This window comes from Yeosuana aromativorans (assembly GCF_014646655.1).
In the GTDB taxonomy this organism is placed as follows: Bacteria; Bacteroidota; Bacteroidia; order Flavobacteriales; family Flavobacteriaceae; genus Yeosuana; species Yeosuana aromativorans.
Genome location: NZ_BMNR01000001.1, coordinates 481599 through 504210, shown reverse-complemented (window position 1 = coordinate 504210; position 22612 = coordinate 481599). Strand labels below are relative to the sequence as shown.

Here is a 22612-nt window from a genome sequence, read left to right as displayed (position 1 = left end):
GTTAACTAATATTGTTTGATGATAACGCATATACAAGGAAAGCTTATTGAAAAAAATCCAACAGATGTTGTTATTGAATGTAATGGCGTTGGCTACATGCTTAATATTTCACTGCATACGTTTTCACAAATTCCTGACAACGAACATTTAAAATTATACACCCATCTTCAAGTTAAAGAAGATTCTCATACACTTTATGGGTTTTCATCATTGGCAGAACGAGAGATATTTAGATTGCTGATTTCTGTTAGTGGTATTGGAGCCAGTATAGCACGTACCATGTTATCTTCATTAACACCAAAACAAGTGCGGGAAGGAATTGCAACTGGTGATGTCGCTTTAATTCAATCCATAAAAGGGATAGGGGCTAAAACCGCTCAACGTGTCATTATTGATCTGAAAGATAAAATATTGAAGATTTATGATATTGATGAAGTTTCTGTTTCAAAAGGCAATACCAATAAAGATGAGGCGTTATCTGCATTAGAAGTTTTGGGTTTTGTGAAGAAACAAGCTGAACGGGTTGTGGATAAAATCATGATGTCGCAACCAGATGCTTCTGTTGAGACTATTATTAAGCAAGCTCTAAAAAATTTATAATTGATTTTGAATACAAATAAACCAACATTCTATAAATTAATTAATAAGTACTTATTTTTAGTCATTGTTTTTCTTTTTACAGTTACCGTCTGGTCTCAAGAACCTGCTCAAGATTCAACCGCAACCGGATTTAGTTTGGGTAAAATAAAAATACCAAATCCCAATAGTATTCAATCTAAATACACATACGACCCCATTACAGACCGATATATTTATACTGAAAAAGTAGGCGGTTTCAATATCAATTATCCAATAATATTGACTCCAAAAGAGTTTCAAGATTTGGTTGCAAGGGAGAATTTAAGATCCTATTACAAACAAAAAATCGATGCCTTTGATGGTAAAAAGGAAGGCGCCGAAGACCAGCAAAAAAACTTGCTGCCAGGATTTTATGTGAAATCGGGTTTGTTTGAATCTATTTTTGGAGGTAACAATATTGATATTGTGCCGCAAGGATCTGTTGAAATGGATTTGGGCGTGCTTTTTTCAAAACAAGATAATCCATCATTTTCACCAAGAAACCGTAGTAATTTTACGTTTGATTTTAACCAGCGAATCAGTTTAAGCTTACTTGGAAAAGTAGGAACACGGCTTCAAGTAACGGCCAATTATGATACACAGTCCACATTTGATTTTCAAAACCTCATTAAATTAGAGTACACGCCTACCGAAGACGACATCATTCAAAAAATAGAAGTCGGTAACGTTAGTATGCCATTGAACAGTTCTTTAATAACTGGTGCCCAAAGTCTTTTTGGTGTCAAGGCACAATTGCAATTTGGTAAAACAACGGTAACTGGGGTGTTTTCCGAACAGAAATCTCAAGCCAATACGGTTGTGGCACAAGGCGGTGGTACTGTAGAGGAATTTGAACTCTATATAAGGGATTATGATGAAAACAGGCATTTCTTTTTATCACAGTACTTTAGGGATAATTATGATAAAGCCTTAGCTACCTATCCGTTCTTAAACAATGGCGGGTTGCAAATCACAAGAGTTGAAGTTTGGGTAACCAACAGAAGCAATAAAACCGATAATATTAGGAATGTTGTTGCGTTGCAAGATTTAGGTGAGTCACAAGTTATAGGATTACAAACACCACCACCAGGATTTGTTAATACGGGACCAGGTGCCTATCCAGATAACGGTAACAATGATTTTGACCCAACTAATATTGGCGGTTCTGGCTCGCAATTAACCAATGCTATTCGTGATGTGGCTACCGTACAATCTGGTATTACGGTACCTAATGTAAAAGAAGGTTTTGATTATGCCAAATTGGAAAATGCCAGAAAGTTAATTGAAGGTCAGGAATATACCTTAAACAAAGATTTAGGATATATTTCCTTGAATCAGCGGTTAAACAATGATGAGGTATTAGCTGTGGCATTTCAATTTACGGTTGGTGGGCAAGTATATCAAGTAGGTGAATTTGCAAATGATGGCGTTGATGCCACTAATGTAACAACTAACACCTCAGGCCAAGTGACCAATGTGGTGAACAGTAATTTGGTTTTGAAATTATTAAAAAGCAGCATTACCAATGTCAATCAACCGGTTTGGGATTTGATGATGAAAAACATTTACGATACGGGAGCGTATCAGTTGAGCCCTGATGATTTCAAATTGAACATCTTTTATAATGAATCATCGCCGTTAAATTATATCAACCCTGTTGGAAGTACACCGTTTCCAACACCTGGTCCAAACGAAAAGCCATTAAATGAAACCCCATTATTGAGAGTATTTAATTTAGATAAATTAAATTTTAATAATGATCCACAAACCAATGGAGATGGATTCTTTGATTTCTATCCTGGCATTACCGTGATTCCTCAAAACGGAAAAATCATTTTCACAAGTGTGGAACCATTTGGTAATTATCTGTTTAAAAAATTATCGTTGAACTCTAGTGAGGATTATAATGATGACGCTACCTATAATGACAACCAGAAGAAATACGTTTATGATGTGCTATATAAAAGCACCAAAACAGCCGCTTTAGAAGCCGTTGAAAAAAACAAGTTCTTAATAAAAGGGCGCTATAAATCAGCGAGTGGTGACGGGATTCCCATTGGTGCCTTTAATGTTCCCAGAGGCTCTGTTAAGGTAACGGCTGGAGGACGTGTATTGGTTGAGGGTGTGGATTATACGGTCAACTATCAATTAGGACGTGTGCAGATTTTAGATCCGGCACTAAAAGCGTCAAACACACCTATTCAAGTATCCACAGAAAACAATGCTGTTTTTGGTCAACAAACCAAACGCTTTACAGGTATTAATGTGGAGCATAAATTCAATGATAATTTCCTTTTAGGTGCTACATTGCTGAACCTGAATGAACGACCTATCACACAAAAAGCAAATTACGGAACAGAACCCATAAACAATACCATCTTCGGAATCAATGGTAACTATTCAACCAAAGTACCTTTTTTAACTAGGTTGGCCAACAAACTTCCTAATATTGACACGGATGTAGAATCCAATTTATCATTACGGGGCGAGTTTGCCTATCTAGCACCGGGAGCACCCAAAGGAACCAATTTTAATGGTGAGGCCACCTCGTATATTGATGATTTTGAAGGCTCACAAAATGCCATTGATTTAAAATCACAACAATCTTGGTTTTTGTCAAGTAGACCGGTTGGTCTTAATACACCAGGAAACCCTAATGAGGATGATAATGGTATTCAAAACGGCTATCAACGTGCCCGTTTGAACTGGTATACTATTGACCCAATTTTTTACAGTAGCCAACGGCCTAATGGCATTTCAGATGATGATATGTCAAACCTGTATACTAGTCGTGTATTCATTAATGAATTATTTCCCGAACGCGATTTGGTGCAAGGCCAAAACTCAGTGCTTAATACGTTGGATTTAGCCTATTTCCCTTCAGAACGTGGGCCTTATAATTTTCAACCCGATGCTGCCGATGGTATTATAGATAATCCTCAAGAAAGTTGGGCGGGGATTACGCGCCAATTAACATCAACCGATTTAGAGCAAGCCAATGTAGAGTATATTGAATTTTGGTTGCAAGACCCATTTCAAGATAATCCGTCCAATCCAGGAGGTAAATTGGTATTTGATTTAGGGAATATTTCCGAAGATATTATTAAAGACGGTAGAAAACTCTATGAGAATGGATTGCCAAAAGATGGCAATAAAGATTTATTGCCAGTAACCGCTTGGGGAACGGTTGTCCCTCAAAACCAATCTTTGGTGTATGCCTTTGATACCGCTGGACAAGAGCGAAAAAATCAAGATGTTGGGTATGATGGTTATAGTGATGCTGAAGAAATAGCTGTCTTTGGATCTAATTTTGGACCAGACCCTGCGAATGATGATTACACGTATTTTTTAAATGCTGATGGCGATATATTTGAACGTTACAAAAAATATAATGGTGTAGAAGGCAACACCCCTGATACGTTTTCAAATACCGATAGAGGTGCCAATACGCAGCCAGACGTTGAAGATATCAACCGTGATAATACCATGAACACGATTGATAGTTATTTTGAATATGAATTAGATATCAACAGACAGAACTTGCCAGAAATTAATAATGTAGAAGATGTCCCTAGTGGAAGTACTTTGAAAGAGTTTATAACAGACATTAAAGTTAGACCAAGGTCATTGCCTAACGGAAGCAAAGCAGATGTAAGATGGTATCAAATTAGAATACCAGTTACTAAAGCTACTGACACAATTGGGGGAATAACCGATTTAAGATCGGTGCGGTTTGCAAGGGTTTACTTGAAAGACTTTACCCAAAGTACAGTCTTCCGTTTTGGAACCATGGACTTGGTGCGAAGTGATTGGAGGCGCTATACTAAGGCTTTGGATAAGGAAACAGAAGCTGATGCTAAAGACCCATTAACAGATTTTTCTGTAGGGGTAATAGGAACTATTGAAAATGAAGGTAGTTATGAGCCGCCTCCTGGTATAAAACCAGAACAGTTATATAATAATAACACGGTTGTGAGACAAAATGAACAATCTTTAGTGGTTAACGTATGTAATTTAGAAACAAAAGATTCTAGAGGGGTTTATAAAAATATAAATGTAGACATGCGTCAGTACAAACGCTTAAGAATGTTTTTACATGCAGAACAACAAGATGGAGGGAATAGTCTAGGACAGGGAGATTTGGTGGCTTTCATCCGCATGGGAAATGATTTGACGCAAAATTATTATCAAATTGAGGTGCCTTTACAGGTTACAAAAACCGAGACTCCTGAAATTTGGCCAATAATAAATGAGATTAATTTGCCAATAGAAATATTAGGAAAAATTAAAGCTCTGGGTATTTCAACTATGTCATTAAATAATGAGGATCCTACATATTATGATGTTATAGATGGTGTGCTCAATGAAGAACCTCTAGTTGATTCTAACGGATTTAGTGATGGGTTTAAAAATTATCCAATAGATCCTACTTCAGCAGGTTATAAAAAGGTACAACGAGTGGCTATTAAAGGGAATCCTAACTTTGGAGATATTAGAACATTGATGGTTGGTGTTAAAAATGCAACCAATAGAAATGATCTTTGTGCCAAGGTTTGGTTTAATGAATTACGACTATCCGATTTGGATAATCAAGGCGGTTGGGCTGCTATCTTGAGCATGGATGCTAATATGGCCGATTTCATGAACATCAGTGCAACGGGCAGACAGAGCACCTCTGGTTTTGGTTCTATTGAACAAGGGCCAAGCCAACGGAGTTTGGAGGATGTTCAACAATATGACGTGGTTACTAATGTTAATGTTGGTCAATTGTTGCCAAAAAAATGGGGTGTACAAATACCGTTTAATTATGGTCAGAGTGAAGAGCTGGTCACACCAAAATATGATCAGTACTATAAAGATCTTACCTTGGATTCCAGATTAGCCGCAGCTAATTCCAATGCAGAAAAAGAACAGATAAAGCAACAGTCTGAAGATTACACCAAAAGACAGAGCATTAATTTTATTGGCGTTAGAAAAAACCGCACAACTGAAAAAACACCTCGTTTTTATGATGTGGAAAACCTAACACTTAATTATTCTTACAACAAGGAAGAACACAGGGATTTTGAGATAGAAAAATCTGTTAACAAAACAGTGCGCGTTGGGGCCAATTACGCCTATAATTTTAACCCAATAACGGTAGAACCGTTCAAGAAAAACGATTCGCTGTTTACCGGGAAATACTGGAAAATTTTGAAAGATTTTAATTTTAATTTATTACCGACCAGTTTTACGGTTAATTCAAATATCAACAGACAATTCAATAGTCAAAAATTCAGGGAAGTTGAGTTGGGAGGAAACAATATTGGGCTTGAGGAATTATTCAGAAGAAATTACATGTTTGATTTTCAGTATACCATTAATTACAATCTAACAAAAGCACTTCAAGTAAACTTTACAGCAGCTAATAATAATATTGTTCGTAATTATTTTAAAGATAATATCATCAATGGTGAGCAAGACCCAACGTTGGACATTTGGAACGGATTTTTTGATTTTGGAGATCCAAACCGCCAAAACCAACAGCTAGGAGTTACGTATGAACTGCCCATAAATAAAATACCAACGTTTAATTTCTTAAGTGCCACTTATCAATACAGTAGTGATTTCCAATGGCAAAAAGGTTCAGATTTATACGGTAACTTGGAGTTGGATGGTCAAACTTATGATTTAGGAAACAACATTCAAAATGCCAATACCCATAATCTGAACACCACCTTGGACATGAATAGGTTCTACAAATATATTGGCCTTACCAAAAAACCAGTAACAACCGTAAGATCAAGAACTACAGGAGCGCCTCCAGGAAGTCCTTCGGATGCAAATCAAAATAAGAGCGCTCAGGTAAAACGAAAAAGCAAAGGTGTTACCAAAATTTTGAATGCGGGTATTGATGTTCTAACAAGCATTAAGCGCATCCAGTTTAATTATTCAGAAAATAACGGAACCTTTTTGCCAGGGTATTTGCCAACACCTGGTTTTATAGGAACTCTTAAGCCTACTTTAGGTTATACTTTTGGAAGTCAAAGTGATATCAGGTATTTAGCAGCCAGAAATGGATGGTTGACGGTATTCCCTGAATTTAACCAGCAATATACTGAAACGCATACCAAACAATTGGACGTATCTGCTAACTTGGAGCCTGTAAATGATTTGAAAATTGACCTTATTGGTAACAGAGCCTATTATGAAAACTATAATGAAAACTATAGGGTTAACAGTGTTGGTGGTGAGTATGAATATGAATCGTTAACGCCAAATACATTTGGTAATTTCAATATTTCCACGGTTTTGATTAAAACAGCATTTGGAAAAAGTGATGAAAAAACATCAGATGCTTTTAACGAGTTTAGGGCAAACCGATTAAAAATAGCCCAACGCTTGGCACAAGATAGAGGAGTTGATTTAAACAATCCCGATAATATTGGAGCTGATGGTTTCCCAAAAGGCTTTGGGAAAAACAACCAAGCTGTGCTAATACCAGCCTTTTTAGCGGCCTACACAGGTGCTGATGTCAATAAAGTAAAACTAAGTGCCTTTAGGGATGTGCCCATTCCTAACTGGGACATTAAATATACTGGATTAATGAAATTTGCTTGGTTTAAAAAGAATTTTAAACGCTTCTCATTAACGCATGGTTATCGTTCAACTTACACGATTAATCAGTTTAGATCCAATTTGGATTATTCTGATATTGATTACAGCGTTGACTACGCTTCTCAGCCCAATGATGTCATTGACCAATCTGGAAATTACAAAAACGAGAATTTATACAGCAATATCAACTTAGCGGAAATGTTCAGTCCGCTTATACGGGTTGACTTTGAAATGAAAAACTCTGTAAAAATCCTTGCCGAGATTAAAAAAGATAGACTGTTGTCATTAAGTTTTGACAATAATTTGATGACTGAAATTCAAGGCAAAGAATATACAATTGGATTAGGTTATAGAATTAAGGATTTGAGAATACGCTCTCAACTGGCAGGGCCACAGAAACGAATTGTCAGTGACTTAAATATGAAGGCCGATATTTCGGTACGAGATAATAAAACCATCATAAGATATTTAGATTTAGAAAATAATCAGGTTACCTCTGGGCAAACCATTTGGGGCTTAAAATATTCAGCTGATTATGCCTTTAGCAAAAACCTAACGGGTATTTTTTACTTTGATTATTCGTTCTCAAAATATGCTATTTCAACTGCATTTCCACAAACAACCATACGGTCTGGATTTACAATTCGATATAATTTCGGGAATTAACAAATTAAGTGTTTGAATTGAGAATTTGAATAAATACATTTGCAAAAACTAATATAAAAACAAAATGAATATACCGGCTGGATTAAAATACACAAAAGACCACGAGTGGGTTAAAATTGATGGCGACATCGCCACTATTGGCATTACCGATTTTGCACAAAGTGAATTGGGCGACATTGTTTATGTTGAGGTTGAAACTCTTGATGAAACCCTTGAAGCTGAAGAAATTTTTGGAACGGTTGAAGCCGTAAAAACGGTATCAGATTTATTTTTACCACTAGCTGGAGAAATCATTGAGTTTAACGAGACTTTAGAGGACGAACCTGAAAAAGTAAACAGTGATCCTTATGGTGAAGGTTGGATGATAAAGGTTAAATGCTCAGATCTATCGCAAGTGGATGTGCTTTTATCAGCTGATGATTATAAAAACCTGATAGGTGCTTAAAACTTATTCGCTTGTTATAACCATTCTATATTCCCTGGCATTAGCCACCATTTGTCTCATACAAATTGATGGTATTGTTGAGGAAGTCCATATCAAAAATGCAGATAAAATATTTCATTTTTTTTCTTTTTTAGTCTTGGCATTGTTATGGTATGTTACGTTGGTATATCAATTCAAGTTAAATAAAACAAAAAGTATTATTAATGCTTTTTTGATTTCTGTGTCCTTTGGTATAATTATTGAGATACTTCAAGGAAGTTTTACAGTTAGCAGACAGTCAGATATAAAGGATGTTTTTGCAGACACTTTAGGAGCATTGTTTGTATCACTGATAATATATTTCAAAAACAGAAATCTTATTAAAAAAATATGAAGACTTGTTTTTTTGATAAATAAATAGTTATTTTAGCAATCTACAAAACAGATAAATTATGGAACCTAAGAAAAATCCTAAAGCAGATGTTGGACGTAACAGTTCACTGTATTTCTTGATTGGTTTAGCTTTAATGTTGTTTCTTACAAATTATGCGATTAACCACAAAACCTATGATAAATCAAATATTGACATAGGTCAAGTAAATATGGATGAACTTGATGACGAGGAAATCCCAATCACAGAACAATTACAAACACCGCCACCACCGCCACCGCCACCAGCAGCACCAGAAGTTATTGAGGTTGTTGAGGACGAACAAGATGTGGAGGAAACCGTTATAGAATCAACTGAGGCTGATCAAGAAACTGAAATTGCTAAAGTAGAGGATGTGCAAGTGGAAGAAGTAGAAGAAGATATTGAAGTTCCGTTTGCAGTTATTGAAAATGTACCTGTTTTTCCAGGTTGTGAAAACGAAAAAGGTAACGATGCCAAGAAAAAATGTATGTCTGAAAAAATCTCTGATTTTGTCAATAAAAAATTCAACACAGAATTGGCAGGAGAATTAGGATTAAGCGGAAGACAACGTATTAACGTTATTTTTAAAATAGACAAAACAGGAAACATCACAGGTATTAGGGCCAGAGCTCCACACCCAGGATTAGAAAAAGAAGCTGCCAGGGTTATTGGATTGCTTCCTAAAATGAAGCCTGGTAAACAACGAGGTAAAGCTGTAACTGTTCCATATTCTTTACCTATTATATTCCAGGTTCAAGATTAATAATAATAGGTCCTTTAACAAAAGAAACCTTAAATATAAAATCCCGTTACAAAATTTGTAACGGGATTTCTTTTTTGGTATGCTTATTGTGATTTTAGCATAATATTAACATTTAATCTAAAAATATTATGAGTAATCCAAAGAAAACTCACGAACCCATTCGGCAAAATGGGAGAATCGTGAAAAAACCGCAAAAGCATGATGCAAATTTACAAAAAAGCACAACCATTTACTTTCAAGTAGGGTTAATAGTTTGTCTATTGACTGTATATGGTCTGTTAGAGATGAAGGTTGAAACAACAATTCCAAAGGAAATTGTTATGAAAATTCCTGATGATAACATCACAGATGTTTCAATTGATAAATACAAGGTTTATGAGCCAAAATCAGATATTAAACAAAAGGTAATTGGAAAGAAAGTAATATTAACGACCAATCCTAAAATAGTAGATAATGATTGGAAAATAAAAGATGCATTAGATATTGAAAGTTCTGATCAAAATATAACTTCTGATAAGCCTATCGACCCTAAAGATGTAAATGTGCCTAAAAAAGATGAAGAAGTAAATATATCAGTCAATTTTGTTGAAGTAGTTCCTATTTATCCGGGTTGTGAGGAAGCCAAAAACAATGATGAAAGAAGAAAATGCATGTCCGAAAAAATCTCGAAACTAGTACAAAAAAACTTTGATGGAAGCATTGCGCCAGAATATGGTTTGTCTGGTATTCAAAGGATTAATGTTGTATTCAAAATTGATAAGACGGGCCATGTAACAAATATTAGAGCGCGTTCTACACATCCCAAATTGGATGAAGAGGCAGAGCGGGTCATAAATAGAATTCCTGATATGGTTCCGGGCAAACAACTAGATAAACCCGTTGGGGTTATTTACTCCTTGCCTATTATTTTTAAAGTTCAGGATTAGAGTTAAAAAAATATTTTGTAAAACCGTTATCTTTAAAGGGTAATGGTTTTTTTATATCATTATCAAAAATATAGTATCTTTCAGCTTTATAACAATTCTTATATCATTCTATGAAGCAATTCATTGTACTACTCCTACTTTTAGTTCAATACAGCCTGTTTTCGCAAAATGTTGCTTTTTATGAAAAGCCACCTGTTTTTCCTGATTGCGAAAGTCAGTCCTTAGAATCACAACAACAATGTTTTGACAACCATGTCTTTCAGTTAGTATCAGATAATTTTAAAGTGCCCCAAAAGGTATTGGATGACAATTATAAAGGCGAAATGGTGGTGCTGTTTGAAGTGGATACTACAGGTCAATTTAAGGTTATTTATGTGGATGCTATGTATGACGATCTAAAAGAAGAAGCCAAACGCGTATTTGCTTTGTTCCCAAAAATTAAACCGGGCACGTACAACGGAAATCCTACATTTAAACAATATTCTATACCCATCAAAATTCCTTTTGTTAATCAACCGGTAAAAACAACCGACCTAAGAAATGACAATGAAATTTCAATACTTGAAAAAGAAGCAAAATCAGAATTTAATAAGGTTAACAAATCACTGAAAACCTTTACAAATAAAGCGTATTCAAGTCAATTGAATATTCCCTTTACCCATGCCGATTATTCTAGATTTGATAAAAGCATGAACCTCATTGGTACCAATAGCCATACAGCATCAAAACCATTTGTATATGATGAAGTTTCCAAGTATTACGATTTTGAAGCTCAAAATGACGCTTTAAAAAAGGAAACAAATACGTGGGCAGGAAAGAAATTATGGAATGAACATTTGGTACAATTGGAAGGGAACGACTACTGGTTTACCATAGATCCTATTTTTGATTTAGAGGTTGGAAAAGATACTGAAGCTGATTTTAATACCACTTACAATAACACTCGGGGCGTGTTGGTGCAAGGTGGTTTGGGTAAACACTTTAATTTTTACGCAACTGTTTTTGAAAGCCAAGGTCGCTTTGCACAGTATATCAATGACTACGCCGAAAGTTTGAAGGCGTTTGGCCCAGATCCTGCAATTGTACCCGGTAGGGGAATTGGCAAACGGTTTAAGACAGATTCGTATGATTATCCAGTAGCGGAAGCATATCTATCTTATGCGCCAGCCAAGTTTATCAATATTCAGTTTGGTCATGGTAAAAATTTTATTGGTGATGGTTATCGATCCTTGTTTTTAAGTGATGTGTCCAGTCCGCATCCATTTTTAAAACTCAATACCACCTTTTGGAAAATAAAATATACAAATACCTGGATGTGGTTAAAAGATGTAAGGCCAGAAGCTACGGTTGATGGGGCTTTTTTAACCAAATATATGGCCAATCATTATTTAAGTTGGAACGTCTCCAAACGGGTTAATGTAGGTTTGTTTGAATCTGTAGTATGGACCAATAGCAATAACAGAGGATTTGATATCAACTACCTGAATCCAATCATATTTTACCGAGCCATTGAGTTTGAAACTGGGCAAGGAGCCGGCAATGCTCTGGTTGGTGCTTCTGCTAAATACAAGTGGAATGATAATATTAATCTATACAGTCAGTTTATCTTGGATGAGTTTTCATTAAGTGATGTAAAAGCGGGAGATAAAAGCTGGAAAAACAAATTCGGTTATCAATTGGGAATCAAATATTATGATGCCTTTAAAGTGGATAATTTGTTGTTGCAATTTGAATATAACAGGGTGAGGCCTTATACCTATTCGCACAACACCATTATTCTAAATTATGGAAATGAAAACCAATCCATGGCACACCTGTGGGGTTCCAATTTTAGTGAAGCGATAGTGATAGGAAGATACCATTTCAAACGTTGGTTTGGAAATGCCAAGTTTATTTTTGGGGTCAGAGGTTTTGATTACAATAATGGCACCGACAATTTTAGTTATGGGGGCGATATTTATAGAAATTATAATGACAGACCGTTTGATACAGGCGTTACAGTGGGTCAAGGCATAAAAACCAACACCTTTTATGCTAATTTGCAAGCCGGTTATTTAATAAATCCTGCATCAAACTTGAAGATATTTACTGACATCACGTTTAGGAATTTTAACCCTGAGGTAGAAACAGCAACAACATTTAAGTCCAACACCGTTTGGTTCAACATCGGATTACGAACCGATTTGTTTAACTGGTATTTTGATTTTTAGCAAGCAACCATTTGTCTTTATTTGCATCTATCAAATAAAAACACGTATGTTAAAATTAATAATTGGAGCTGCTGTTGTTTTGTTAGCTATTGGCTGTGAAAGCAATCATTTAAATAACAATTACCCAAAATGTGTTCAATCATACATTGACAATTTCTTAGAGAATAACAATAAGCAAACGCCAAGCGCCAGTGTTGACAAATATCTTTACAAAGGAGATTATGTTTACGTTTTAAATTTTCAAAACTTTCCAGACGGACAATCATCAGTAATCTCTACAAGTTGTGAGCCCCTTTGTTCATTAGGGGGTTTTGACGGCCCATATAATGATTGTGAGGAGTTTGAGGATGCTAAATTTATTGAAACCGTTTGGGTAGACCCTAGGTGAAATTAATGTTTTAAGCCTTTATAAAACGTTCTTCGTATCCGTTCACTATTTATAAACGCCCAACTGTAACCTAAATCATCATATGTTTTGGTTAAGCTTGTGTTTGCGGCAACATCATCTTCGGTTTTTCCTTTGGAAATTTCTGCTAAAACTTTCGATTTCAAATCTTCAAGCATACCCAAGAAAAATTCGTATCCTTTTTTGTTTGATAATTTACCGTGACCGGGAATGATTTTAGTATCATCATCCACTACCATCAACGCTCTTTTTACGGCTGCTATGTAACCGTCAACACTTCCGCCAGAATCTAAATCGATAAACGGATAGAGTCCGCTAAAAAACGTGTCTCCGGTATGTAACACATTGCTGTCTGGAAAATACAGCAAGGCATCACCATCGGTATGGGCATTGTCAACATGAAAAACAAGCACATCTTCACCATTGATGTGAATGTGCAACTTGTCATTAAACGTAATGGTTGGCAAAGCAATTTTTGGGGTTTCAGGAGTAGCTTCACTCAGGCGTTTATACACATTGTCTTGCGCAATGATTGTCACACCTTGTTTGCCTATATTTTCATTGCCACCGGTATGATCGCCGTGCCAATGGGTGTTCACTAAAAACTGGATGGGCTTATCACTAAGTTTTTTAATGGCTTCTAAAATTTGAGGAGTTAACCTTGCAAATTGATCATCAATCATAAACACGCCGTCATCGCCTATTGAGAGACCTATGTTTCCACCTTGCCCTGTTAGCATATACACATTTTTTGACAATTGTTGTGTTTCAATAACAACATCTTGTGAATAGGAAGTGATGATCGTTGAAAAAGCAAGAATGGAGCAAAAGTATGTGATGGTTTTCATATTTGATTGGTTTAATTGATATTTAAAAGTACGAAATCTTTTTATTTCAGATTGTTAAAACAAAATTTTAGCTTTAAAAAACATTGCTGAAATTCATTAATAAAGTATCTTTGCACTCGCATTGTAAAAGCCACCATTAAAAGTAACATTGAACTATTCTAATTCATTATCGGCAAGTTCCGTAATTTCAGATTTTAAGGAAATCACCAAAATGCGATTGGCATTAAGCGTTGTGTTTTCATCATTAGCTGGCTATTTGTTAGGGGTAGACACCGTTGATTTTAAAACCTTAATATTGTTGGCTTTCGGCGGGTATTTTATGGTAGGCGCTTCCAACGCTTTTAACCAAATCATTGAAAAGGATTTGGATGCCTTGATGGATCGTACCAAAAACAGACCTATTCCTGCTGGCCGCATGTCTGTTAACACGGCTTTTATTATCGCTTCTGTTTTCACCTTGTTGGGAATTATCATTCTTTACAACATCAACAAGCAAACGGCCATGTTTGGGGCCATATCCATTTTTTTATATACCAGTGTTTACACACCATTAAAGACCAAAACACCATTGTCAGTATTTGTAGGTGCCATCCCCGGGGCCATCCCATTTATGTTAGGTTGGGTGGCGGCCACTAATGATTTTGGAATTGAGCCAGGAACCTTGTTTGCCTTACAGTTTTTTTGGCAATTCCCCCATTTTTGGTCCATTGGGTGGTTTTTATTTGATGATTACAAAAAGGGTGGATTTTATATGTTGCCCACAGGAAAACAAGATAAAGGTACCGCTGTTCAAGTTATTATGTACACGGTTTGGACCATATTGGTATCCATCATGCCGGTATTAGGGTTTACGGGGAAACTACATCTGTCAATACCATCAGCTTGTATTGTATTTGTTTTGGGGCTGGGCATGTTGTTTTACGCTGTTCAGTTGTTTAAAAAAATGACAACAAAAGCCGCAAAACAACTTATGTTGGCAAGTGTTTCGTACATCACGCTTGTTCAAATAGTTTATGTGATTGATAAATTTATAAGATAATTTAAAAATGGATTTAACTCAAGGAACGGAAAAAGAGAAAACCATCAGAGCTAAAAAAATGATGCTATGGTTTGGTATCATCTCACTTATTATGTCTTTTGCGGCCTGGACCAGTGCTTTTATTGTGAGCAGTACCAGAACGGATTGGTTAAAGGATTTTCAATTGCCCAATCAATTTGTAATAAGTACAGTTATTATTTTTGTAAGTAGCCTGACTTTTATATTCGCAAAAAGCGCCTTAAAAAAAGATAATAGAAGTTTAACAACGGTTTGGTTGTTAGCTACTTTGGTTTTAGGAGTGGTGTTTATATACAGCCAGTTTTTGGGATTTAAACAAATTATTGACCTAGGATACAATTTTACAGGGCCAACAAGTAATGTTACCATGTCATATATCTATTTGATAGCCATGGTGCATATTTTACATGTTGTTGCAGGTTTGATTTGTTTATTGGTAGTAATTTTTAATCACCTTAGGCAGAAATACAATAGAAGCAAGATGCTTGGTTTTGAACTGGCAACAACATTCTGGCATTTTATTGATATACTTTGGGTATATCTCTTTTTATTTTTATATTTTGTAAGATAATTAATTTTAGACTTGGATATTTTCATAGATAAATAAATTGATTATTTTTGTGCAACTTTTTTAATAACAACCAATAAATATGAGTACAACAGTTGTAAATACTGGAACAGAAGGTAAAACTTGGGGAGGAGGCACCAAGCCTTTGCATGCAAGTTATGGTAAAATGATGATGTGGTTTTTCATTGTTTCAGATGCCTTAACATTCTCTGGGTTTTTGGCAGCCTACGGATTTTCAAGATTTAAGTTTATAGATTCTTGGCCTATTGCCGATGAAGTATTTACCCACGTGCCATTTTTGCACGGTCAAGAACACCCCATGATTTATGTGGCGTTCATGACATTTATATTGATTATGTCATCTGTAACCATGGTATTAGCTGTTGATGCAGGTCATCACTTAAAGAAATCAAAAGTTACCATTTATATGTTATTGACCATTATAGGTGGTCTTATATTTGTTGGGTCTCAAGCTTGGGAATGGTCAACATTCATCAAGGGAAGTTATGGAGCAGTACAAACAAAGGGTGGTAATATTTTACAGTTTGTTGACACCAATGGGGAACGCGTTGCCTTAAAAGATTTTGTAGTTGCCACACCTGTAGAAAACGTCATGCATGAAGATGTTAATGGACTGGTTTCTGAAGCTCAAGGTACAACACCTACTTACACTATTGAAAATGTTATCCATGGGTTGGAAAGCCATGACAACATTTTAGTGAGAACACAAGCTTTAAATGAGCATGGCCATCCAACAGTTTTGTCAAGAGAAGAATCTCTAAATAAATTAAAATCTCAGGCAACACAAGTTGTAGAAGGAGCCAATTTGCATCACAATGAATATGGTTCTCCACTGTTTGCAGACTTTTTCTTTTTCATTACTGGTTTCCATGGATTTCACGTATTTTCTGGGGTCGTCATCAATATCATTATTTTCTTTAATGTTATTTTAGGTACTTATGAAAAACGCAAAAGCTATGAAATGGTTGAGAAAGTTGGATTATATTGGCACTTTGTGGATTTAGTTTGGGTATTTGTATTTACATTCTTCTACCTTGTTTAATTGATATAAAATAATTAGAAATGGCACACGCACATAAATTGGAAATTTTAAGAGGTTTAATCAAGTTTAAATCCAATACTCAAAAAATTTGGGGTGTTTTAATTCTATTATCCATAATAACAACGGTAGAGGTTATCTTGGGTATATACAAACCAGAATCTTTATCAGGTCACTTTTTAGGCATGAAAGCCCTTAACTGGATTTTCATCATCTTGACCATTGTTAAGGCTTACTATATCACTTGGGACTTTATGCACATGAGGGACGAAGTGCCCAGTTTAAAGCGTATGGTAGTATGGACGGCTGTATTCTTGATCATATATTTGGTATTTATCTTATTGCAAGAAGGCGGATACATTCATGATGTGTATCACAATGGTTACATTAAATTTGATTTTTAATACCAAACACCATAATACTGTGTTAAAAGATATACTGAAGGTGGTTAATTAAACCACCTTTTTTTATTTTTGCACTCTATTAATGTTAACAAATAAGCCCTGTAAGTGAATAATACAAAAACAAAACGATATATAGTTTTAGGGATTTTATTTTTGTTGCCAGTCACGTTTTTATTGTTTCTGTACCCTGCTACCCATAATTATACACCGATAGATATAGTTAATGAAAACGTTATGGATTTGCAGCAGTTTTCATCAGATACAGGTGAGGATATTCTCCTTAAGAATCATATAACCGTTCTTGGTTTTCTTGGAGCCAAACCAATGGATAATTATCTGGCCGCTTCAAATTTAAAAGAGTTGGTGTATGATAAGTTTAAAGGGTTTAAAAAGTTTCAAATTGTTATGGTGGTTCCAAAAGGGACTGAAGTAGAAACAGAAAGATTGAAAACGGAAATCAGTTCGTATGAAGACACTCGGTTTTGGCATTTTGTTTATGGAAGTCCACAAGATGTTCAAGCTGTTTTTAATAGTTTGAAGAGCAATACGCCACTAGATTCTGATATGGCAACAAAAGCCGTTTTTATCATAGACAAGGATTTGAATCAACGTGGACGCATTGACGATAGAAAAGACAATGAAAAAGCCAGAAACAAACCTGTTTACGGATTGAATTCCTATGATTGCATTTTGGTGGATGACATTCAGAACAAAATGAGTGAAGACATGCGAATTTTGTTTACAGAGTACAGGCAAAAAAGAAAAGGCGACTTTAATTCAGAAATAAGAAGAGCCAACGATATAAATATACAGGATGAAAAAAAGTAATTATTCATACATAGGCATTTCATTTATTATTTTGGTTTTTGGAATCTATTTTATTCCCAAAATCATGGATAGAATCAATCATGATGATATAACCAGAGATGAAAGCAGAACGGATTACGTCAAGGGAAAAAAAGCAACACCATCAGATTTAGCCTACATTGAAATCAATGGTAAGAAAAAAAAGGTGCCACATTTCAGTTTTGTAAATCAAGATGGAAAAACCATAACGGACAAGGATTATGAGGGGAAAGTATACGTTATAGAATTCTTTTTCACAACCTGCCCAACCATTTGCCCAAGAATGAATACCAATCTTGTTAAAATTCAAAATGAGTTCATTGGGAATGATGATTTTGGGGTCGCTTCATTTACAATCAACCCAGAGCATGATACACCAGAGGTTTTAAAGGAATACGCTCAAAAATATGGCGTGACAAATCCCAATTGGAATTTAATGACAGGAAATCAAGAAGACATTTACAAATTGGCAAACGAAGGATTTAATTTGTATACAGCCCAAGATTCAACTGTTGTTGGTGGATTTGAGCATTCCGGTAATGTTGCACTTATTGATAAAAAAGGATTTATACGATCAAGAGTTGTAGGAGGAAATCCCATAATTTTTTATAATGGTATGATTTCCGAAGCCGAACAAGTAGATGAAACAGGCATGGAACAAGAGATAACCATGTTAAAAGAAGATATTGCTAAATTATTAAAAGAATAATGACACAAGCCAATTTAACCACCGAAAAGAAATACAATACATGGATACTTATCCTATCCATAGCTATCCCCGTTGTAGTAGCTATCTTGTTTGGGGTAAACTTACGTGAGCTAGGGTTTGATATTCAACCATTGACTTTTTTGCCACCCATATATGCTTGTATCAATGCCGTTACGGCTTTGGTTTTGGTAATGGCCTTTATGGCTATCAAAAATAAAAAAATCAATCTTCATAAACGCTTGATGCAGTTTGCCATTGTATTGTCATTAGCCTTTTTGGTCATGTACGTAGCGTACCATATGACAAGTGATTCTACCAAATATGGAGGAGATGGCTTGTTAAAGTACATGTATTTTGCTATTTTAATAACGCATATTTTAATGTCTATTGTTGTCATTCCTTTTGTATTGATTACTTACGTAAGAGGCATTACCAACAATATTGAAAAGCATAAAAAAATAGCGAAAATCACGTTCCCATTGTGGCTATATGTTGCCATTTCTGGCGTGGTGGTTTACATCATGATTTCGCCTTACTATGTCTAAAACCAAAGTATATATCATATTAATTTTAGTTCTGTTCATCTCAATCCCTGCTGATGCACAATGTGCTATGTGCCGAGCGGTCCTTGAAAATGAAGAAGGGCAAAGTGCTGCAGCTGGTATCAATAATGGCATTGTGTACTTAATGGCTATTCCTTACATACTTATTGCAGGCATTGGTGTCATTATTTACAGGAAATTTTTCTACACAAAAAAAGGCTAAAACATTACTTTCTTTGTAACATTTTAGAGCTTTAGGAGTCTTACTTAAGTAAGAAAAATTAGTAAGTCTTAACAATTCCTTAGGATAAAATAGGCGCTGTTTTCTCTATTTTTGCTGAATTAACCATCTATCTATGATACAAATCAAGGATTTGCATAAATCTTACCATATGGGAAGCAATTCCCTTCATGTTCTAAAAGGAATCAACTTTAATGTAAAAGAAGGCGAAATGGTTTCTATCATGGGCTCTTCGGGCTCAGGTAAATCAACCTTGCTTAACATTATTGGTATTTTGGATGAAGCCGATTCAGGGTCATACGTATTGGATGGTGTTCCCATTAAAAACCTAAACGAAAAAGTTGCAGCAAACTACAGGAACAAGTTTTTAGGATTTATTTTCCAGTCCTTTAATCTTATTAATTATAAATCGGCTTTGGATAATGTCGCCATGCCCTTGTACTATCAAGGAATCAAACGAAAAGAGCGCATAGAAAAAGCAGAGTATTATCTTGAAAAAGTTGGGTTGACACCTTGGTTAAATCACTTGCCAAGCGAATTGTCTGGTGGACAAAAACAACGTGTGGCCATAGCTAGGGCACTAGCAAGTAACCCAAAAGTCTTGTTGGCCGATGAGCCAACAGGTGCCTTAGATTCTAAAACCTCACAAGAGGTTATGGAATTAATACAGGGCATTAATGATGAAGGAAAAACCATTTTAATGGTGACCCATGAGCATGATATAGCACAAATGACCAAACGTATTGTGCACCTTAAAGATGGCGTTATCATTGATGATAGCCCGGTACAACAAGTAAGAGCTTCGGTATATGTTTGATATTGAGCGTTGGCAGGAAATATTTGAAACGTTAAGGAAAAACAAATTACAAACGTTTTTAACAGGGCTTTCGGTAGCGTCTGGTATTTTTATTTTGGTTATTTTATTGGGTTTTAGCTCTGGAATCCAAAACGGTGTGAAATCTCAATTTGAAAGAGATGCAACCAATAAGATCAGTATTTGGGCCGGAAGAACTACAAAAGGGTATAAGGGTTTAAACCCGGGAAGGCGTATTCAACTTAAAAATCAAGATTTTAATAAGTTGTCCAATGATTATGCAGATTTTCTGGAATATGAATCTGCAAACTATATGATTTGGAGAGCGCTTGTAAACTATGGAAAAGAATCAAATAACTACAGGGTTTGGGGTTCTTTGCCAGATTATCAGTTTATAGAAAATTCAGACATCGGCGAAGGACGATTTATAAATGAATCAGACTTAAACAATTCAAGTAAGGTAGCTGTTATAGGTAATAAGATCAAACAAGATCTATTTAAAGGCGAAGACCCTATTGGAAAGCACGTGTCTATTTATGGAATAAATTTTAAAGTAATAGGTGTTTATTATGATCCTGGAGGAGAAGATGAAGAAAGCCAAATATATATTCCCCTCACTACAGCTCAAAAATCCTTTAACGGTGCCGATAGAATCAACAATATGAGCTACACCGTAAAGATGCCTCAAAACTTTGATAAAGGCGTTGAACTCTCCCAAAATATTACATTGGCCATTGAAGACCAATTAAAACAAATGCATACGGTTGCACCAAATGATATTGGAGCTATCCGGGTTAATAACAATCTTGAAGAGGCACAGAAAATTTTTTCATTGGTTGATGTTATCAAACTCATATTTTGGTTTGTTGGGATTGGTACTATCATAGCAGGAGTAGTGGGTGTTGGCAATATTATGCTGATTATTGTTAAAGAACGCACCAAGGAAATTGGTATCAGAAAAGCATTGGGAGCCGTTCCATTATCAATTGTTGGAATGATTTTACAAGAGGCTATTTTTGTAACCATGTTTTCAGGTATGTTTGGACTCATTCTTGGGTTGGGCTTACTGGAAGTCATTGGCCCACTTGTTAAAAATGATTTCATTAAATATCCACAAGTAGATTTTAATACGGCATTGACCACGGTATTTATTTTAGTGATTGCAGGTGCTTTTGCCGGCTTTTTCCCAGCATACAGAGCTGCAAAAATTAAACCTATAGTAGCATTAAGAGACGAATAATATGTTTAACAAAGAGAGATGGGACGAGATTTTAGAAGCTCTAAACGCCAATAAGTTTAGAACGTTTTTGACGGCATTTGGCGTGTTTTGGGGCATAGCTATTTTGGTTCTATTGTTGGCGCTTACCAATGGGCTACAAAAGGGAGTGGTTTCAAGTTTTGGTAATTTTGCGGCCAACTCGTCTTTTGTGTATGTAAGAGGAACCACTATACCCTACAAGGGATTGCCAAAAAACAGACGTTTTGATTTGGATTTAGACGATGTTGAAGCTATAAAACAGCAAATTCCTGAAATCAAATATGTGTCACCTCAAAATAGATTGGGAGGTTATATGGGTGCCAATAACGTAACTAGGGGAAGTGAAACCGGCGCCTTTCAGGTGGAGGCACACGTGCCTGATATTATTAATCAAAATCCTATGGATATCCTCCAAGGAAGATTTATAAATGAATCAGATTTAACTGAAAAGCGAAAGGTTTGTGTCATAGGTACCGGTGTTGAAAAATCACTGTATAAAAAAGGCGAGGAGATTATAGGGTCTTATCTTAAAATTAATGGCGTCAATTTTATGGTTATTGGTATTTTTAAATACAGCAAGAGCCGAGGTGATCAACAAGAAGAAGTAAATACCATTGTTACGCCTTTTACAACCTTTGGACAAGTTTTTAATTTTGGTGATAAAGTGGGATGGATGGCTATAACCGCCTATGATGATGTTAATATAACCAGTTTAAAGCCTAGGATTTTAAATGTGCTAAAAACAAGACATACGGTTAATCCTGATGACGATGCAGCATTTGGATATCATGATATTTCTGAAGATTATGCTAGGGTTAATGGGTTGTTTGCCATTTTAACTTTTGTAGGCTATTTCGTGGGGTCCTTAATCCTCATGTCTGGAATTATAGGTATCAGCAACATCATGCTAATTGTAGTTAAAGAACGTACCAAGGAAATAGGTATTAGAAGAGCCTTGGGAGCAACACCCTTTGTGGTAAAAGCACAGATTCTTCAAGAGAGCCTTATATTGACCATTATGTCTGGCATGGTAGGCATTTCATTTGCAGCCGGAATCATATGGCTGATGAACTACTTATTGGATTTAAGTGGACCTGTTGATAATTTTTCAAACCCAAGTGTAAGTATGGGCGTTGTCTTTACAGCACTCATTATATTAGTTGTTTCAGGTATTTTGGCAGGGTTGATTCCTGCTAATAGTGCTACCAAAATGAAACCAGTTGACGCATTAAGAATAGAATAA

Annotated in this window: 20 protein-coding genes; 19 read left to right on the top strand and 1 reads right to left on the bottom strand. The window is 35.6% G+C overall.

Annotated features, from left to right (window positions below; genetic code table 11):
• Window positions 1-18: 18 nt before the first annotated feature.
• From ruvA to IEW94_RS01940, 8 genes are all read left to right on the top strand, one after another.
• Window positions 19-600 carry a Holliday junction branch migration protein RuvA gene (gene ruvA, locus IEW94_RS01975; protein ID WP_188649585.1) on the top strand — a complete coding sequence of 194 codons (582 nt, stop codon included), beginning with the start codon at window positions 19-21 and terminating at the stop codon, window positions 598-600.
• A gap of 6 nt (window positions 601-606) precedes the next feature.
• On the top strand, window positions 607-7881 hold the full coding sequence (sov, locus tag IEW94_RS01970; RefSeq protein WP_188649584.1) for a T9SS outer membrane translocon Sov/SprA: 7275 nt from the start codon (window positions 607-609) through the stop codon (window positions 7879-7881).
• A 64-nt stretch (window positions 7882-7945) separates the two neighbouring features.
• Window positions 7946-8326 (top strand): glycine cleavage system protein GcvH, encoded by a 381-nt coding sequence (gcvH, locus tag IEW94_RS01965; protein WP_188649583.1) that lies wholly within the window; start codon window positions 7946-7948, stop codon window positions 8324-8326.
• On the top strand, window positions 8319-8699 hold the full coding sequence (locus IEW94_RS01960) for a VanZ family protein (protein WP_229669417.1): 381 nt from the start codon (window positions 8319-8321) through the stop codon (window positions 8697-8699). Before gcvH ends, IEW94_RS01960 begins: the two co-directional genes overlap by 8 nt.
• A 58-nt stretch (window positions 8700-8757) precedes the next feature.
• A complete protein-coding gene (locus IEW94_RS01955; RefSeq protein ID WP_188649582.1) occupies window positions 8758-9480 on the top strand; it encodes an energy transducer TonB in 723 nt (240 codons plus the stop codon).
• Between the two features lie 179 nt (window positions 9481-9659).
• A complete protein-coding gene (locus IEW94_RS01950) occupies window positions 9660-10406 on the top strand; it encodes an energy transducer TonB (protein WP_188649581.1) in 747 nt (248 codons plus the stop codon).
• A gap of 110 nt (window positions 10407-10516) precedes the next feature.
• Window positions 10517-12616 carry a gliding motility outer membrane protein RemB gene (remB, locus tag IEW94_RS01945; RefSeq protein ID WP_188649580.1) on the top strand — a complete coding sequence of 700 codons (2100 nt, stop codon included), beginning with the start codon at window positions 10517-10519 and terminating at the stop codon, window positions 12614-12616.
• A gap of 46 nt (window positions 12617-12662) precedes the next feature.
• Entirely contained in the window at window positions 12663-13004 is a 342-nt protein-coding gene (locus IEW94_RS01940; RefSeq protein WP_188649579.1) for a DUF6970 domain-containing protein, read from the top strand.
• Between the two features lie 2 nt (window positions 13005-13006).
• Here IEW94_RS01940 and IEW94_RS01935 read toward each other — a convergent pair whose 3' ends face one another.
• Window positions 13007-13870 (bottom strand): MBL fold metallo-hydrolase, encoded by an 864-nt coding sequence (locus IEW94_RS01935; protein WP_188649578.1) that lies wholly within the window; start codon window positions 13868-13870, stop codon window positions 13007-13009.
• 148 nt (window positions 13871-14018) lie between these two features.
• Here IEW94_RS01935 and cyoE point away from each other — a divergent pair, with 148 nt between their 5' ends.
• The 11 genes from cyoE (at window position 14019) to IEW94_RS01880 (ending at window position 22612) form a co-directional block, all read left to right on the top strand.
• Complete coding sequence (gene cyoE / locus IEW94_RS01930; protein ID WP_262890487.1) at window positions 14019-14909, top strand: heme o synthase; 891 nt, start codon at window positions 14019-14021, stop codon at window positions 14907-14909.
• 7 nt (window positions 14910-14916) lie between these two features.
• A complete protein-coding gene (locus IEW94_RS01925; RefSeq protein ID WP_188649577.1) occupies window positions 14917-15498 on the top strand; it encodes a cytochrome c oxidase subunit 3 in 582 nt (193 codons plus the stop codon).
• Between the two features lie 79 nt (window positions 15499-15577).
• Window positions 15578-16558, top strand: a complete 981-nt coding sequence (locus IEW94_RS01920; RefSeq protein ID WP_188649576.1) for a cytochrome c oxidase subunit 3 — start codon at window positions 15578-15580, stop codon at window positions 16556-16558.
• A gap of 20 nt (window positions 16559-16578) precedes the next feature.
• On the top strand, window positions 16579-16959 hold the full coding sequence (locus IEW94_RS01915; protein WP_188649575.1) for a cytochrome C oxidase subunit IV family protein: 381 nt from the start codon (window positions 16579-16581) through the stop codon (window positions 16957-16959).
• A gap of 105 nt (window positions 16960-17064) precedes the next feature.
• Window positions 17065-17787 carry a hypothetical protein gene (locus IEW94_RS01910; protein WP_188649574.1) on the top strand — a complete coding sequence of 241 codons (723 nt, stop codon included), beginning with the start codon at window positions 17065-17067 and terminating at the stop codon, window positions 17785-17787.
• Window positions 17774-18514 carry an SCO family protein gene (locus IEW94_RS01905; protein ID WP_188649573.1) on the top strand — a complete coding sequence of 247 codons (741 nt, stop codon included), beginning with the start codon at window positions 17774-17776 and terminating at the stop codon, window positions 18512-18514. Before IEW94_RS01910 ends, IEW94_RS01905 begins: the two co-directional genes overlap by 14 nt.
• Window positions 18514-19059, top strand: coding sequence for a DUF420 domain-containing protein (locus tag IEW94_RS01900; RefSeq protein WP_188649572.1), 546 nt, complete (start codon window positions 18514-18516; stop codon window positions 19057-19059). The genes IEW94_RS01905 and IEW94_RS01900 overlap by 1 nt, the downstream gene beginning before the upstream one ends.
• Window positions 19052-19279 (top strand): CAMCR motif-containing small membrane protein, encoded by a 228-nt coding sequence (locus tag IEW94_RS01895; RefSeq protein WP_188649571.1) that lies wholly within the window; start codon window positions 19052-19054, stop codon window positions 19277-19279. The genes IEW94_RS01900 and IEW94_RS01895 overlap by 8 nt, the downstream gene beginning before the upstream one ends.
• A 133-nt stretch (window positions 19280-19412) precedes the next feature.
• Window positions 19413-20114: an ABC transporter ATP-binding protein gene (locus tag IEW94_RS01890; RefSeq protein WP_188649570.1), complete on the top strand. Its 702-nt coding sequence runs from the start codon at window positions 19413-19415 to the stop codon at window positions 20112-20114.
• Window positions 20107-21351 (top strand): ABC transporter permease, encoded by a 1245-nt coding sequence (locus IEW94_RS01885; RefSeq protein WP_188649569.1) that lies wholly within the window; start codon window positions 20107-20109, stop codon window positions 21349-21351. The genes IEW94_RS01890 and IEW94_RS01885 overlap by 8 nt, the downstream gene beginning before the upstream one ends.
• Before the next feature lies 1 nt (window position 21352).
• Window positions 21353-22612 carry an ABC transporter permease gene (locus tag IEW94_RS01880; protein ID WP_188649568.1) on the top strand — a complete coding sequence of 420 codons (1260 nt, stop codon included), beginning with the start codon at window positions 21353-21355 and terminating at the stop codon, window positions 22610-22612.